17 protein-coding genes are annotated in these 14,564 nt (G+C 51.4%); all 17 read left to right on the top strand.

Annotated features, from left to right (window positions below; genetic code table 11):
• Positions 1 to 18: 18 nt before the first annotated feature.
• The 17 genes from CAFE_RS18850 to CAFE_RS18775 all read left to right on the top strand — a co-directional run bounded on the left by CAFE_RS18850 (position 19) and on the right by CAFE_RS18775 (position 14,474).
• On the top strand, positions 19 to 2,004 hold the full coding sequence (locus CAFE_RS18850) for a bifunctional 4-hydroxy-3-methylbut-2-enyl diphosphate reductase/30S ribosomal protein S1 (RefSeq protein ID WP_066644179.1): 1,986 nt from the start codon (positions 19 to 21) through the stop codon (positions 2,002 to 2,004).
• A 119-nt stretch (positions 2,005 to 2,123) separates the two neighbouring features.
• The gene (gene yunB / locus CAFE_RS18845; protein ID WP_066644180.1) at positions 2,124 to 2,753 is read left to right on the top strand and encodes a sporulation protein YunB; all 630 of its coding nucleotides are present in this window, start codon (positions 2,124 to 2,126) and stop codon (positions 2,751 to 2,753) included.
• Positions 2,754 to 2,775: 22 nt separating this feature from the next.
• Positions 2,776 to 4,764, top strand: a complete 1,989-nt coding sequence (gene ligA / locus CAFE_RS18840; RefSeq protein WP_066644181.1) for an NAD-dependent DNA ligase LigA — start codon at positions 2,776 to 2,778, stop codon at positions 4,762 to 4,764.
• A gap of 44 nt (positions 4,765 to 4,808) precedes the next feature.
• Positions 4,809 to 5,693, top strand: coding sequence for an aldose 1-epimerase family protein (locus CAFE_RS18835; protein WP_066644182.1), 885 nt, complete (start codon positions 4,809 to 4,811; stop codon positions 5,691 to 5,693).
• Between the two features lie 133 nt (positions 5,694 to 5,826).
• Entirely contained in the window at positions 5,827 to 6,846 is a 1,020-nt protein-coding gene (locus tag CAFE_RS19720; RefSeq protein ID WP_066644183.1) for a stage III sporulation protein AA, read from the top strand.
• Positions 6,809 to 7,273 carry a stage III sporulation protein AB gene (locus CAFE_RS18830; RefSeq protein WP_166525187.1) on the top strand — a complete coding sequence of 155 codons (465 nt, stop codon included), beginning with the start codon at positions 6,809 to 6,811 and terminating at the stop codon, positions 7,271 to 7,273. The genes CAFE_RS19720 and CAFE_RS18830 overlap by 38 nt, the downstream gene beginning before the upstream one ends.
• A gap of 16 nt (positions 7,274 to 7,289) precedes the next feature.
• Positions 7,290 to 7,484 (top strand): stage III sporulation protein AC, encoded by a 195-nt coding sequence (gene spoIIIAC / locus CAFE_RS18825; protein WP_066644185.1) that lies wholly within the window; start codon positions 7,290 to 7,292, stop codon positions 7,482 to 7,484.
• Position 7,485: 1 nt separating this feature from the next.
• Positions 7,486 to 7,875: a SpoIIIAC/SpoIIIAD family protein gene (locus CAFE_RS18820; protein ID WP_066644186.1), complete on the top strand. Its 390-nt coding sequence runs from the start codon at positions 7,486 to 7,488 to the stop codon at positions 7,873 to 7,875.
• A 3-nt stretch (positions 7,876 to 7,878) separates the two neighbouring features.
• On the top strand, positions 7,879 to 9,039 hold the full coding sequence (locus CAFE_RS18815; RefSeq protein WP_156991432.1) for a stage III sporulation protein AE: 1,161 nt from the start codon (positions 7,879 to 7,881) through the stop codon (positions 9,037 to 9,039).
• A complete protein-coding gene (locus CAFE_RS18810) occupies positions 9,036 to 9,515 on the top strand; it encodes a stage III sporulation protein AF (RefSeq protein ID WP_066644188.1) in 480 nt (159 codons plus the stop codon). Before CAFE_RS18815 ends, CAFE_RS18810 begins: the two co-directional genes overlap by 4 nt.
• Entirely contained in the window at positions 9,505 to 10,095 is a 591-nt protein-coding gene (locus tag CAFE_RS18805) for a stage III sporulation protein AG (RefSeq protein WP_066644189.1), read from the top strand. The genes CAFE_RS18810 and CAFE_RS18805 overlap by 11 nt, the downstream gene beginning before the upstream one ends.
• 22 nt (positions 10,096 to 10,117) lie before the next feature.
• Positions 10,118 to 10,696, top strand: a complete 579-nt coding sequence (locus CAFE_RS18800) for a SpoIIIAH-like family protein (RefSeq protein ID WP_156991431.1) — start codon at positions 10,118 to 10,120, stop codon at positions 10,694 to 10,696.
• Positions 10,697 to 10,811: 115 nt separating this feature from the next.
• Positions 10,812 to 11,219, top strand: a complete 408-nt coding sequence (gene nusB / locus CAFE_RS18795; RefSeq protein ID WP_066644191.1) for a transcription antitermination factor NusB — start codon at positions 10,812 to 10,814, stop codon at positions 11,217 to 11,219.
• On the top strand, positions 11,212 to 12,144 hold the full coding sequence (locus CAFE_RS18790; RefSeq protein WP_156991430.1) for a tRNA (adenosine(37)-N6)-threonylcarbamoyltransferase complex transferase subunit TsaD: 933 nt from the start codon (positions 11,212 to 11,214) through the stop codon (positions 12,142 to 12,144). Before nusB ends, CAFE_RS18790 begins: the two co-directional genes overlap by 8 nt.
• Positions 12,141 to 13,382 (top strand): exodeoxyribonuclease VII large subunit, encoded by a 1,242-nt coding sequence (gene xseA, locus CAFE_RS18785; RefSeq protein WP_330594108.1) that lies wholly within the window; start codon positions 12,141 to 12,143, stop codon positions 13,380 to 13,382. The genes CAFE_RS18790 and xseA overlap by 4 nt, the downstream gene beginning before the upstream one ends.
• Positions 13,379 to 13,600, top strand: coding sequence for an exodeoxyribonuclease VII small subunit (gene xseB, locus CAFE_RS20390; RefSeq protein WP_066644193.1), 222 nt, complete (start codon positions 13,379 to 13,381; stop codon positions 13,598 to 13,600). Before xseA ends, xseB begins: the two co-directional genes overlap by 4 nt.
• Complete coding sequence (locus tag CAFE_RS18775) at positions 13,587 to 14,474, top strand: polyprenyl synthetase family protein (protein ID WP_066644194.1); 888 nt, start codon at positions 13,587 to 13,589, stop codon at positions 14,472 to 14,474. Before xseB ends, CAFE_RS18775 begins: the two co-directional genes overlap by 14 nt.
• Positions 14,475 to 14,564 lie beyond the last annotated feature (90 nt).

The raw sequence follows: 14,564 nt of genomic DNA, 5'->3' as shown, positions 1-14,564 counted from the left end.
GTTTTCCGGGGTGACATCATGAAAATTAAAGTGGCAGAATCCGCCGGGTTTTGTTTCGGCGTGGACCGTGCGGTACAAACGGTGTGCAGACTGCTCGATGAGGGGAAGCAGGTTTGCACTCTGGGCCCGATTATCCATAATCCACAGACACTGAGCCGATTTGAGCAGCGCGGAGTAAAAATCGTGAATTCGCCTGCGGAAGTCCCGGAAGGCGCAACTCTGGTAGTTCGTTCCCATGGAGTTTCCGAGGACACTCTGGATGAAATTGCAGAACGTGGAATAGAGTGCTGCAACGCCACTTGCCTCTTCGTGCAAAAAATTCAAAATATTGTGGCTCATGCGTCGAAGGATGGGAAAACTGTTCTTGTTGCCGGAGATGCGGAACACCCGGAGATCAAAGGGATCATAGGCCATTGCAGCGGCCGCTGCCTGGTTTTTAAAAATGCCGACGAGCTGAGAGGAATCATTGACCGGGAAACAGTCAGGCCCGAAGAGCCCGTTTGTGTAGTATCGCAGACAACTTTCAGTGTAAATGAATGGGAAAATTGTTTGGAAATCATCAAAAGGGTATATACAAATGCCGCAGTTTTTGATACAATATGTAATGCAACTGCGATACGCCAGTCTGAAGCGGCTGAATTGTCGCGGCAGTGCGACGCAATGATTATCATCGGCGGAAAGCAGAGTTCCAATACCGCCAAACTTTTTGAATTGTGCAAAAAGAACTGCGCCGCCTATCTTGTCGAATCTGCGGACGAGCTTCCGCTGTCGGCCCTGAGTCGGGCTGGATGCATTGGCATTACTGCGGGCGCGTCGACGCCGGCAAGCATTATAAAGGAGGTACTTGATACCATGTCAGAAATCAACCAGGGTGCCGGTCCCAAAGAAAATACTACCGAGGGAAGCTTTGAGGAAATGCTTGAAGAGTCTCTCAAAAGTTTAAATACAGATGAGAAGGTTCACGGTGTCGTTGTCGGAGTAACGCCAAGCGAAGTTCTGGTAGACGTAGGCAGAAAACAGGCTGGATATATTCCCGCTTCCGAACTTTCGGCTGATCCGAATGTAAAACCTGAAGATTTGGTGAAAATCGGAGACGAGCTGGATCTTCTCATTATGCGTACAAACGATCAGGAAGGAACGATCATGCTTTCCAAAAAGCGCCTGGACGCCACAAAGGGTTGGGAGAAAATCGATGCGGCGGAAGAGGACCAGTCCGTTTTGGACGGCGTCGTCACTGAGATTATCAAGGGCGGTTTAATTGCCGTTACAAACGGAGTGCGCGTTTTCATTCCCGCGTCTCAGGCAACGGCGTCCCGCACGGATCCGATTGAGGCTCTTCTGAAAAAAGAAGTTAAATTCCGCATTATCGAAGTAAACCGTAGCCGTAAGCGCGCCGTTGGGTCCATTCGTTCTGTTCTGAAAGATGAACGCAAGGCTCAGGCCGATAAATTCTGGGAAACCGCTGAAGTGGGAAAAGTATATACCGGTGTTGTCAAATCCCTGACTTCTTATGGCGCCTTTGTCGATCTGGGCGGCATCGACGGAATGATTCACATTTCCGAACTTTCCTGGTCAAGAATTAAACATCCTTCCGAAGTAGTAAATGTTGGCGACAAGGTAACGGTTTATATTAAGGGTTTGGACCAGGAGAAGGGTAAAATCTCTCTCGGCTATAAAAGGCCGGAGGATAATCCGTGGGAAATCCTGAAAAAAGAATATCCGGTCGGAAGTGTTGCTGAGGTAAAAGTAGTCGGTATGACGACATTCGGCGCATTTGCTCAGGTGATTCCCGGAATCGACGGGTTGATTCATATCTCTCAGATCGCCGATCACCGGATCGAAAAGCCGCAGGATGTTCTGAAGATCAATGATATGGTAAAGGTTAAGATTACGGATATTGATTTTGACAAGCATCGCGTCAGTCTTTCCATCCGCGCTTTATTGGAGCCGGAAGAGGAGCCTGAAAAGCCCGCGGAACCCGCCGGAGATGAAACGGCTGAATAATAAATGATTCAACAATAAAAACGGGCACAAAGATTCGCAAGTTTCTTTGTGCCCGTTTTATTCACATAATAATTCCTCCTTGTATATTATGCAGTAATATACTTTGGGAGGTGCGTCCCATGAGGCGGAGAAGACGGAGCCCGATGCCCGCCAGAGGAAGACTCATTCTTTTTCTGTTTGTATTTTTTGCGTTCATACTGATTTTCAACAGCCAGATCAGGCCGGTCATAGAGTCTATTACGGCTAACGAAGCGAAAATCAAGTCCGTGAACACGATAAACAATGCGGTAATGGAAGAGCTGAATCGGGACAACATATCTTATGACGACTTAATTACGGTTCAGCGCGGCAGCGACGGTCAGGTTTTGGCCATTACGACCAATATGATGAAAATGAATGAGCTCAAGGCAAAAATTATTGAAAATATTCAGGATAAGCTAAACAATGATACATATTCTACCGTATGGGTCCCGCTGGGTACTTTAATCGGCGGAGACTTTTTTCACGGAAAAGGTCCCAAAATCGCGCTGAAGGCGTCTCTTTCCGGTAACGTAACAGCCGAATTCAACAGCGAACTGACTTCGGCGGGAATCAATCAGACAAAGCATCAGATTTATCTTGACATTAATACGAGCATCTATTCCTTCTTGCCCGGATTTGATGCGACAACAGATGTCAAAACAAATATTCTGGTTGCGGAAACGGTCGTCGTCGGCTCTGTGCCGCAGGTGGTTGCAAATTGGGACTGAAATTCGCAGGAGGCGGAAAGCTTTGGAATTAGAAGAAGCGAGACAATTATGGCATCGGCTTTCGGAGCAGATCAGTTACCATAACCAAAAATATTATGTCGAGGATTCACCTGAAATCGACGATTTCGAATACGATGAACTTTACAGACGATTGGAACAGATCGAGGGACAGTTTCCGGAACTTGTCACACCGGAATCTCCAACCCAGAAGGTAGGGGGAGAAGCTCTGAATAAATTCTCCCCCGTGATTCATGCGATTCCTATGGAAAGCCTTCACGATTCCTTTTCCGGTCAAGAGATGAAAGATTTTGACCGCCGGGTACGCGCGGCGGTGGGAAATCCAACCTTTATTGTGGAACCGAAATTCGATGGACTTTCTGTTTCCGCTGAGTACCGGGACGGCGTCTTTGTCAGGGGTTCCACCCGGGGAGACGGCGCGGTGGGCGAAGATATTACCGAAAATCTCCGGACGATTCGAAGTCTTCCTAAAAAGCTAACGCAGCCGATTCCGTTTTTGGAAGTGCGGGGCGAGGTCTACATGTCTCATCGCAGTTTCTTTAAACTTGCGGCGCTTCAGGAGCTTGAAGGAGAAAAACCGTTTAAAAATCCGCGTAATGCCGCGGCCGGTTCACTAAGACAGAAAAATGCCAGGATTACTGCCGCCCGCGAACTCGATATTTTTGTATTCAATGTGCAGCAGGTCACGGGGACCGAATTGCACAGCCATAAAGAATCGCTGGACTTCTTAAAAAAATTAGGATTCGCGGTTCCTCCCTTTTACCGCACCTGCAATACCATCGAGGAAGTCCTTGAAGAGGTAGGACGGATTGGAGAATTACGCGGAACTCTTGATTATTCCATTGACGGCGCGGTTGTAAAGGTTGATTCCTTTTCACAAAGACAAATGCTTGGCAGCACTGCTAAATTTCCCAGATGGGCGGAAGCGTTTAAATATCCTCCGGAAGAAAAACAGACAAAACTTTTAAGAATAGAGGTAAATGTCGGCCGAACCGGCGCCCTGACGCCGATCGGGATCTTTGAGCCCGTTGAACTTGCGGGTACAACAGTCAGCCGTGCGACCCTCCATAATCAGGACTTCATTGAAGAAAAAGGAATTCGGGTCGGCGACATGGTTGTGATGAGAAAGGCGGGGGAGATCATTCCGGAAGTGGTCGGCGTGGTCTGCCATACGGAAGATTCTCAGCCCTTTACGATGCCGGAGGTTTGCCCGTCCTGCGGTGCGCCGGTGGTTCGGGAAGAGGGGGAGGCCGCCGTTCGCTGTACGAATCCGGAATGCCCCGCCCAACTGCTCAGGCATCTGATTCACTTTTGCAGCCGTGACGCAATGGATATTGACGGGATGGGACCGGCTGTCATCGAGCAGCTTGTTGAAAAGCATCTTCTGTCGTCCCCGGCCGATCTGTATTTTTTAAAGAAGGAACAAATCCTTGAATTGGACCGCAAGGGCGAAAAATCTGCCGATAATCTGATTGCCGCAATTGACCGTTCTAAAGCGAACGATCTTTACCGCTTGATTTTTGCTCTGGGAATTCCTCACGTCGGACAAAAAGCGGCAAAACTTCTGTCCGCCCGCTTCCGGACCATCGACGGAATTTTTCAGGCGGAAGAGGACGCTCTTGCCTCGGTGGAAGGCATAGGCGGCATTATCGCTCAGAGCGTGCTTCAATTTTTCGCTTTGTCCAATACGGCGCATCTGATTGGCCGCTTAAAAGACGCCGGAGTTAATATGTCTTGTTTGACCGCTGTTTCGGACAGCCGCTTTCAGGGGAAGACTTTTGTGTTGACCGGAACGCTGCCGAACCTGTCCAGAGCACAGGCAACGGAGCTGATCGAAAAGCACGGGGGAAAGGTCAGCGGCAGTGTATCTAAGAAAACGGATTATGTTGTGGCCGGCGAAGACTCTGGCAGCAAACTGACAAAAGCCAACCAGCTTGGTGTAGCCGTAATTTCGGAGCACGAGCTCGAAGAAATGCTTGGCGAAAACTCCTGACTTCGAAAATAACGGAACGTCTAATTTGAAACGGGGGATTTGTCATGAAAGATACAATTTCGAATCAAAATATAACTGCGGATTTTAATACATTCGGTGGGGAACTGATTTCACTTCGCTGTTCGGACTTGGAATATTTGTGGCAGGGAGACAAAACTTACTGGGGCGGGCAAGCGCCGGTTCTTTTTCCGATTGTGGGCTGTCTTCGAAATAAACAGGCTGTAACGGCCTCCCGTCGGATCTGCCGGATGGAGCGGCATGGCGTTGCGCGCAAAAGGGAGTTTGTGCTGAAGGACAAAAGCGAGGATTCTATTACGTTTGCTTTGCGCTCCGATTTGGAAACAAAAGAACGGTTTCCTTACGATTTTGAATTGGAGATTCAGTATTTTCTGCTTGGTAAAAGCCTGACGACCCGGTACACCGTTTGCAATCCGGGCAATTCCGATTTGCCGTTTCAGATCGGCGGACATCCGGGCTTTCGCTGTCCGCTGACCGCCGGGGAGCTTTTCGAGGATTATATCGTGGAATTCGAATATCCGGAGACTGCGGACTGCCCGTCCCCCGATTCACAAACCGGGCTTGTCGATTTATGCCGGCGCCGAGCGATCTTAAAAAATGAATCGGTTCTGAAGTTAAATCATCATTTGTTTGAAAACGACGCGCTGATTTTCGATTCCCTGCGCTCTGACGCGGTAAAGCTGTTTTGCCCGAAGACCGGCCGCGGGATTCAAATGGAATTTCACGATTTCAAATATTTTCTGATTTGGTCCAGTTCGAACGGCGGTCCTTTTGTAGCGCTGGAACCGTGGAGCGGGCTGCCTACCTGCGCGGATGAGGGAGACTCGTTTGAAAAGAAAAGAGGAATGACTCTTCTTCCGCCGGGACAAAGTAAGTCGTTTCACTACACAATAGAAATAATTGGCTCCTAAAATAAATCTCCGGTTCCCAGCAAGGGCCGGAGATTTTTTCGGCCTTTGCCGGCGTTTGGCCCGGAGGCCTATTTTTTTGTTCTAACCTTCCCTTTTTGCCCATATCTATTGGATGAAGGGAGAGGACAAGGTAATGATCGAAGAAAGGGACGAGCGGTTTGACACAGCTTCCAAATGTATCTGTGAAAGAATTAGTACGGCTCTTTTCAATTTGCCAGCCGATGTAAAGAAGCACACACAGGAAATTCGGCTGCGCGTGAACCGTCCGGTTTGCATCTGCTGCGCGGAGGGCACCTATTTTCTTGGCCCCGGCGGGCGCCTTGCGTGCCGTGTGATTCCGGGCTTGTTAGTCGCGGAGCGCAGGGATTTGGAAGAGAGCTTTCGAAATCTGTGCAGCTATTCCATCTACAGCCATGAAAACGAGATTAAAAACGGTTATATCACTCTGAGCGGGGGACATAGGGCGGGCATCTGCGGGACGGCGGTTTTACAGTCTGCGGTCATCGGTTCCGTGCGCGAAATCTCTTCCATCAACTTAAGAATTTCACGCGAAATCCGGGGCGCCGCCGATTTACTGCTGGATCAGCTTGGGAATCGCTTACAGGAAGGACTTTTGCTTGCGGGAGCTCCCTCCAGCGGAAAAACAACAATCCTCCGCGACCTTGCAAGGCAGTTGTCTGGCGGTTCCCGCGGAAACCTGAAGAAGGTTGCCGTCGTTGACGAACGCGGAGAAATAGCCGGGACCTATATGGGGGTTCCGCAGAATGATCTGGGGTGCTGCTGCGATGTGCTGGACGGTTATCCCAAAGCCGATGGAATTTTGCTTGCCGTGCGAACCTTATCGCCGGAAATTATCATCTGCGATGAAATCGGATCTGAAAGTGAAGTAACTGCGGTGGAACAGGGGCTAAATACCGGCGCCACAATGATTGCAAGCATTCATGCCGGGTCCGTTCAGGAACTGATGCGGCGTGTGCAGACGCAAAAGCTGCTGCGCACGGGGGCGTTTGCTTCTGTCGCTCTTTTGGATGCGAAGCACGGGCCAGGAAAAATTGCAGGAATTTATAAAGCGGGTGATTTGCTTGCTGAAGCTGTTGGGGGCGCTTCTACTGATTATGGCGGGAACTCTCTGGGGCTTTATGGAATCGCGTAAGCTTTCTGTAAGGGTAGAAAGCCTGGAATCGTTTCTGCGGTTCCTTTCCGCAGCAAAAACGGAGGTCCGTTATTCCGCCGTTCCTGTCGTTCAGGTCTTAAAAAGGCATGGAACGGATTTTCGTTTTATGCGGGAGTGTGCGAAACAATCTGACGGCGGGAAGGGGTTTGCCGCGGCATGGAAATCCGCCGTGGTTTGCTTTGCAAAATACGACGGATTTACCGCGCGGGACCGGGAAATGCTGCTCTCTTTCGGAGAGGATTTCGGAGCCAGCGATACGGATGGCCAGATTTCGCACCTGGAACTGTTTTCCGGGTTGTTCGGTGCGAATCTGAAATCGGCTCGGGAAGACCGGAACAGGAAATCAAAATTATATCTGATGCTCGGCATATTCGCCGGCTTATCCTCGGCGCTGCTGCTGTGCTGAAAACGGAGGAAGAAAAATGGATGTGGATTTGATTTTTAAAATCGCTGCAATCGGAATCATTGTTGCGGTTTTAAATCAGCTGCTGGAGCGTTCCGGCCGTCAGGAGCAGGCCATGATGACCACTCTGGCGGGATTGATCGTTGTTTTAATGATGATCATCCAGCAGATCAGCACATTGTTTAAGACGATTAAATCCATATTCAGCTTGTAACATGAATATCGTTGGAATTGCGGGAGTAGCCGTTTGCGCGGCGGTAATTGCCGCCATGCTGCGCCGGTATCATCAGGAGTACGCCGTTTTACTGAGCATTGCGGCGGGAGTTGTGATTCTGCTCGAAATTTTTGCAAGCGTCGCTCCCGCCATGCATCAGATTCAAACATTGTTTTCCGCAACGGGATTGACTACGGACTATATCCTGATCTTGCTCAAAACGCTCGGAATCAGCTTTCTGGCGCAGTTTGCGGCAGACTCCTGCCGGGATGCGGGGGAAAACGCGCTGGCCTCTAAAATGGAACTTGCCGGAAAAATTTCTATCGTGATTCTGTCTCTGCCTCTGTTTGAAAAAATAGCGGAGACAGCGGTGAATCTGATCGGTGGGTGAAGAATGAAAAAAGCAGTCTGCCTGATCATTGCGGTTGCCGCCGCGATTGTATTTTCACATCCGGTGTTCGCGGCGGCGACGGAATCCGGGCTGCCTCAGCTGACGGAGGAGTTTTATGAGGACCAGCTGAAGCAGAGCGGAGCGGATGAGTTACCGGACAGCTTGTCTCCGGAAACAAAAAAATTATTGGGCGATCTTGGGGTGGAAGGAACGGACTGGAATACCATCACCTCTATTTCACCTCAGAATTACTTTCAGAAAATCTTAAGCGTATTTACAGGACAGGCTAAAAATCCATTAAAAATTCTATGCGGCGTACTTGCGGTGATTCTGCTCTGCGCGCTTTTGAACGGGATGAAGCTGTCCTTCGGCGAAAAGCCGATGGGCGGGGTAATCGGAATGGTCGGGACGCTCTGCATCTGCACGATCGTGGTTACTCCGATTGTATCCTGTATCCACGACGCCGCGGATGTGCTGAACGCCGCCTCCGGGTTTCTGCTGGCCTGCATTCCGGTCCTTACCGGAATCATGATCGCGGCGGGGCAGCCGGTTTCCGCCGGGTCGTACCATATCCTGATGCTTGCCGCCGGAAATGCGATTTCCATTCTGTCAACGACCTTTTTTATTCCGATGCTGAATATATTTTTGGCACTGTCGATTGTATCGGCGGTTTCTCCCGGCATTAATCTGAGCGGGCTGTGCGCTGCACTCAATAAGATGGTCAAATGGATCATGGGGCTGTGCATGACGCTGTTCACCAGCCTGATCACCATGCATTCCATTGTTGCGTCGTCGCTGGACAACACGGGCTCGAAAGCCGCTAAGTTTGTCGTCAGCAGTTTTGTCCCGGTGGTCGGCAATGCGCTTGGCGAGGCCCTGCAGACCGTAACAGGCTGTGTCAAATTACTGAAATCCGGTGTCAGCGCATTTGGGCTTCTTGCCGGGATCTTTATCTTTCTGCCGATTATCGCGGAATGTATGATCTGGATCCTCACGCTGAATCTGTGCGCGGGCATCGGACAGATTTTTGACCTGAATGAGATCTCCTCGCTGCTGAAAGCCTCATCGGACGTAGTGTCAACAATGTTGGCGGTCCTGCTTTGCAGCATGATGATCCTGATTATCTCAACAGTCATCATGCTTGTTGTCGGGGGCGTGAAATGAACGGGGTCAGGGAATGGGCGACGGTAATTTGCCTTGCCGCTCTGTCCGCCGCCATGCTTCAGAGCCTTGTCCCGAACGGTTCCATGGAACGAATGGCGAAGTTTGTCATCGGCGCTTTTATCATTTGTGCTCTTGCTGCTCCAATCTCCAAGGCTGTTCCGCAGATTCGGGCCGGTCTGGCAACGGAAAGTCATCCGGCAAAAGAAAATGAACGGCTGAAGTCCACGGTGGACCGGCAGTATGAGGACGCCGCGCAGCAGAGTATTACCGGATTGGTCCACTCGGAATTAAAGAGAATGGGGATAAACTGTAAAAATGTTCAGGTGATTATGGATACGGATGAAAACGGCAGCATATCAATTAATAAAGTAATTGTAACCGTTGACGGGGAAGCAGCATCCGGACGCGCCGGTGTTTCGTCCGCGCTGGAAAAGACGCTGGGAATCAAAACGGAGGTCGTTTCCAATGAAGGGTGACGAAAAAGAGGGAAAAGCCCGGGGAACCGGTCTGTTGGACCTTTTGGCAGAGAATGAAAATTACCGTAAAATTATTCTTGGCGCCGGTCTGGTTGGAATCGCGCTCATTTTTCTTTCCGGATTTCTGACAAACAGCGGGAAGACGCAGCAAACAGCGGTCTCGCCATCAAAAACTTATACGGCGGAGGAATACGAGACACATCTTGAAACTGAACTGACGGAGCTGATTACAAAAATTCAGGGGGTCGGCAGCGCGAACGTCATGGTGACCCTGGAACAGACAAAGCAGTCGGTTTACGCAAAAGAAGAAAAGGCCAGCGGCCAGACGACGAAGGACCAGTCGGACGGCACGACCAGAAATGAAACGGATCAAAGCAACGAGACCAATTACATTCTGGTGAAAGGCGCCGACGGTTCCGAACAGGCGCTTGCGGTAACCGAGATCCAGCCGGTTGTCAAGGGCGTCGTTGTGGTCTGCGACGGCGGCGGAAACCCGGTGGTACAGCAGAGCGTCATCGACGCCGTCACGACGGCTCTCGATATCTCTTCCGTACGGGTATGCGTCATAAAAGCAAAATAAAGAAAACAGGGGGAATTCGATTATGACAATGGGCAAACGGCAGCTCGTTCTTGCGTCTTTGGTTGTTGCGCTGGGGGCGGCCGTCTATCTGAACTGGGCGCTGTCGGGGAATACGCAGCTTTCCGCGACGAATGCCGTCACGTCCGGACGGGAGCTGGGTGAAACTCTGCTGGTCAACGCGTCCGGAAACGAAAGCGGCGCAAGTTCCGGCGAAAATTCTTCGGCGGTCGATACCAGCGCGAGCGTCGCGGGAGACGACTATTTCGCATCCGCGAGACTTACGCGGGAAAAAGCCCGGGACGAATCCGTTGAAATGCTGCAAAAGGTTGTAAGCGGCGCCGGAGAAACAGACGCGGCAAAGCAAACGGCTGTGTCGCAGGCGAACACGATTGCCCAGAACATCGTGAAGGAAACTGAGATCGAAAATCTGATTAAGGCGAAAGGTTTTGACGACTGCGTCGTATTCCTGCAGAATGAAGAATGCAGCGTCGTCGTAAAGACCAAGACCAATACGCAGAACGACGCGATCGTGGTCCGGGATATTGTTGCCGATCAGGCCGGTATTTCCTATGATAAAATCAAGATTGTTGAATGCGAATAGTTGTGTTCGCAGGCAAATGTGGTATAATAATTCCCGTGGATGATCGGTAAACGGGTTGAACCCTCCACAGTGTGGAGGGTTTTTCTTCGAAACTATAAACTCACGGGGGAAATCAATGAAAAGACGCGAAGCGCGCGAGCAGGCTTTTGCTCTGATTTTTGCAAGGAGCATCAACCATGAAAACATAGACGACGTCGTAACCGCCGCAAACGAGGCCGGTGACTTTCCTATCGACGATTTTGCGGAAACGGTCGCGGCGAACGTGCAGACAAACGAATCGACGCTGGATGAAACAATCGAAAGTTTTACCCGCGGGTGGAAAGTCAGCCGCCTTTCAAAGGTGTCCCTCTCCATTCTGCGCCTAGCAGTATATGAGATGTTATATGAAAAAGATATTCCAATCAGTGTATCCATCAACGAGGCGGTCGAGCTCGCCAAGAAATATGGAACCGCCGAAGACGCACCGTTTGTAAACGGAGTCCTGGGTTCGCTGGCAAAGACACAGGAAGCGGAACATGCCTAGCGTATTGGGAATCGACACCAGTAACTATACGACCTCCGCGGCTCTCTGGAATGACGGAGTAGTCAGCCAGAATAAAATGCCGCTGCCGGTGAAGAAAGGAGAACTGGGCCTCCGCCAGAGCGACGCTGTTTTTCATCATGTGGTCCAACTGCCGCAGGTGCTCTCCGCGCTTTCTCTTGCTGATTCGGAAATCGAGGCGGTTGGAGCGTCCGACCGGCCGAGAAGCATGGAGAGTTCCTATATGCCCTGCTTCCTTGCCGGCCTTGGGTCTGCGAAAGCAATTTCCCAGGTCTGCCGGTTGCCGCTACATTTGTTTTCCCATCAGCAGGGGCATATTGCCGCGGCACTGTATTCTGCGGGTAAAGTCGATCTTCTTAAGACGCGGTTTCTTGCGTTTCACGTTTCCGGAGGAACGACGGAAGCCGTGCTGGCAACGCCGGAAAAAAAACAGGTTTTTCAGACTGAAATCGTAGCCAGGTCGCTGGACCTGAAAGGCGGACAGGCAGTTGACCGGGTCGGCGCCATGCTTGGACTCCCTTTTCCTGCAGGAAAGGAACTGGAGGCGCTCGCCGGCAGAGTAAAACGCCCTTCAGCCGTTCGGGCAACTTTAAAGGGGGCGGACTGTTCGCTCTCCGGGATTGAAAACCGCTGCAGGGCCATGCTTGACAGGGGCACGCCGAAAGAAGAGATTGCCGCGTTCTGCCTCGCTTCCATTCTGGCGGCATTGGACGGAATGGCGGAAGTCCTTTTAAAGCAGTACGGGGAACTTCCTCTTGTATTTGCGGGCGGCGTCATGAGCGACGGCATTCTTCGAATCGCACTGGAAAAAAAGTACGGAGCATTTTTTGCTGAGCCCGAATATTCCTGTGACAATGCCGCCGGGATCGCCGTGCTTGCCGCGTGGAAAGAAGGTTATTTGCAGTGAACCGGATTACGCCGATGGTTTTGAGCGTTACGCAGCTGAATACGTACATTCGTTCCGTTTTTGAACAGGATCCGCATCTGACGCAGGTTTTTGTCTCGGGAGAAATTTCAAATTTCAAAAATTATTATCGCTCAGGCCATTTATATCTGTCGTTAAAGGATGAAAAGAGCGTCATAAAAGCGGTGATGTTTGCGCGTTATACGGAGCGCCTGCGGTTTGTGCCGGAGGACGGCATGAAAGTAATTGCCCGGGGCCGTGTAAGCGTTTATGAGGCGACCGGTCAATATCAGCTTTACATTGAAGATCTGCAGCCCGACGGAGTCGGCGCTTTGAGCATTGCGTTTGAACAGTTAAAAAGAAAACTGGAGGCCGAGGGTTTATTCGGAAAGAAAAAGCAGATCCCGAAATATCCGGAAAGAATCGGAGTCATCACTTCGCCCTCCGGCGCTGCGGTACATGATATTCTTACGGTGCTGGGCCGAAGATACCCGGCGGCTGAAATTGTTTTTTGTCCTGTGGCGGTTCAGGGGACGGAGGCCGCGCCCCAGATCGCCGATGCGGTTGAACGGTTCAATCGCTTGAACTGCGCCGATGTGTTGATCGTCGGGCGGGGCGGAGGTTCACTGGAAGATTTGTGGCCGTTTAATGAGGAATCGGTCGCCCGTGCGGTTGCGGCCTCCCATATTCCGGTGATTTCCGCGGTCGGGCACGAAACGGATTTCACGATTTGTGATTTTGCCGCCGACCTGCGGGCACCGACGCCTTCCGCGGCGGCGGAATTGGCGGTCCCCGACAGAATGGAGCTGGCAGCGGAGCTTCGCGGTATGAGACAGCGTCTTAATCAGGCGATTGAGTCCGTCCTCTCCGACGCGGGCCGGCGGATCGACCAGCTTTCCGACAGCGGTGTTTTTCGCAACCCGGCAGAGCGGCTGGAACAGAGAAAGCAGGTAATCACACAGTTTTCTTCCGCGTTGAACGGTCATATGTCCCGGAAAATACAGAGCTGCCATACTATTTTGTCATCTGAAAGCGGGCGATTGAACGCACTCAGTCCTCTTGCCGTGCTGTCGCGTGGATACGCGGTGGCCTGTGATGAGAACGGGAGCCCGATCGGCAGTGCTTCCAAAGTAAGGAAGGGCGAATTTCTTTCCATGAAAATGAACGACGGCAATATTGACTGTGTGGTGGAAAATGTCCGCATGAGAAAAAAGAAACGATCGGAGGCTGGAGTGCTGTGAAACAGAAGCTGAGTTTTGAAGAAGCCGCAGCAAGGTTGGAAGAAATCGTCGGGACGATGGAATCGGGGGAAACCTCTCTGGAAGAATCCCTGAAACTCTTTGAAGAAGGTTCCGCCCTGTCCTCGCTCTGTTACCGGAAGCTGACCGAGGCCGAGCAAAAGGTGCGGGAGATCACGGAGATGGATCAAAAGGAAGGAAAAACGGATGAGCAGGATTGAACCGCGGAATTACGCCGAAGCGATTCAGGCGGGACTTGAGAAGTATGTTCCGGAGGAAAAGCTGTTGCAGGGCGGGCTGTTTCAGGCAATGCGATACAGCCTTCTGTTGGGCGGCAAACGGATCCGGCCGATTCTGCTTCTGGAATTCTGCGGCGCTTGCGGGGGCGACCAGGAATCCGCGATTCCGTTTGCCTGTGCTCTCGAAATGATCCATACCTATTCGCTGATCCACGACGACCTTCCCTGTATGGACGACGACTCCATGCGCCGGGGGAAACCGTCAAATCATGTTGTGTTTGGAGAGGCCCGGGCTTTGCTGGCGGGGGACGCGCTTTTGACAATGGCCTTTGAAACCATGCTCTCGCAAGACAGCATTGCTTCAGTCGGCCCGCAGCGTGCTGCGCGGGCGGCCGGTATTCTGGCAAGGGCCTCCGGCGCCTACGGAATGGCGGGCGGGCAGATGATCGACCTGCAAAGCGAGGACCAGAAAATACCGGCCGATACTCTGATTTACATGGATGAGTGCAAAACGGGCACACTCATCGTGGCGGCCGCAAAAATGGGCTGCGTTCTTGCTGATGCAGAGGAGGAAAAACTGCATGCGGCTGAAAAATACGCCAAGTCGATCGGTCTTGCATTTCAGATTCAGGACGATATCCTCGACGTGGAAGGCGAGCAGGACTCGCTTGGCAAACCGATTGGAAGCGATCTGGAAAATGGGAAAAGCACTTATGTATCCATCCTCGGCATGGAGAAGGCCCGCGCCCTTGTACAGAGTCTGACCGATGAGGCGACGGCAGCGCTTTCCTGCTTCGGCGCACGGGGAGATTATTTGCGCGAACTGGCCATTGCACTTTCCTCCAGGAAAAATTGATGCAGGTTTCATTGACAAATTTGACGGAATATGATACCATAGATAGGCCGCTTATTCCGGGCTTTAAGAGGGAAACCCGCCCGTAAATAG

The sequence above is a fragment of the Caproicibacter fermentans genome (assembly GCF_009746625.1).
Classification (GTDB): Bacteria; Bacillota; Clostridia; order Oscillospirales; family Acutalibacteraceae; genus Caproicibacter; species Caproicibacter fermentans.
The sequence above is the reverse complement of the archived record's forward strand: the minus strand, read 5'-3'. Positions and strand labels throughout refer to the sequence as shown.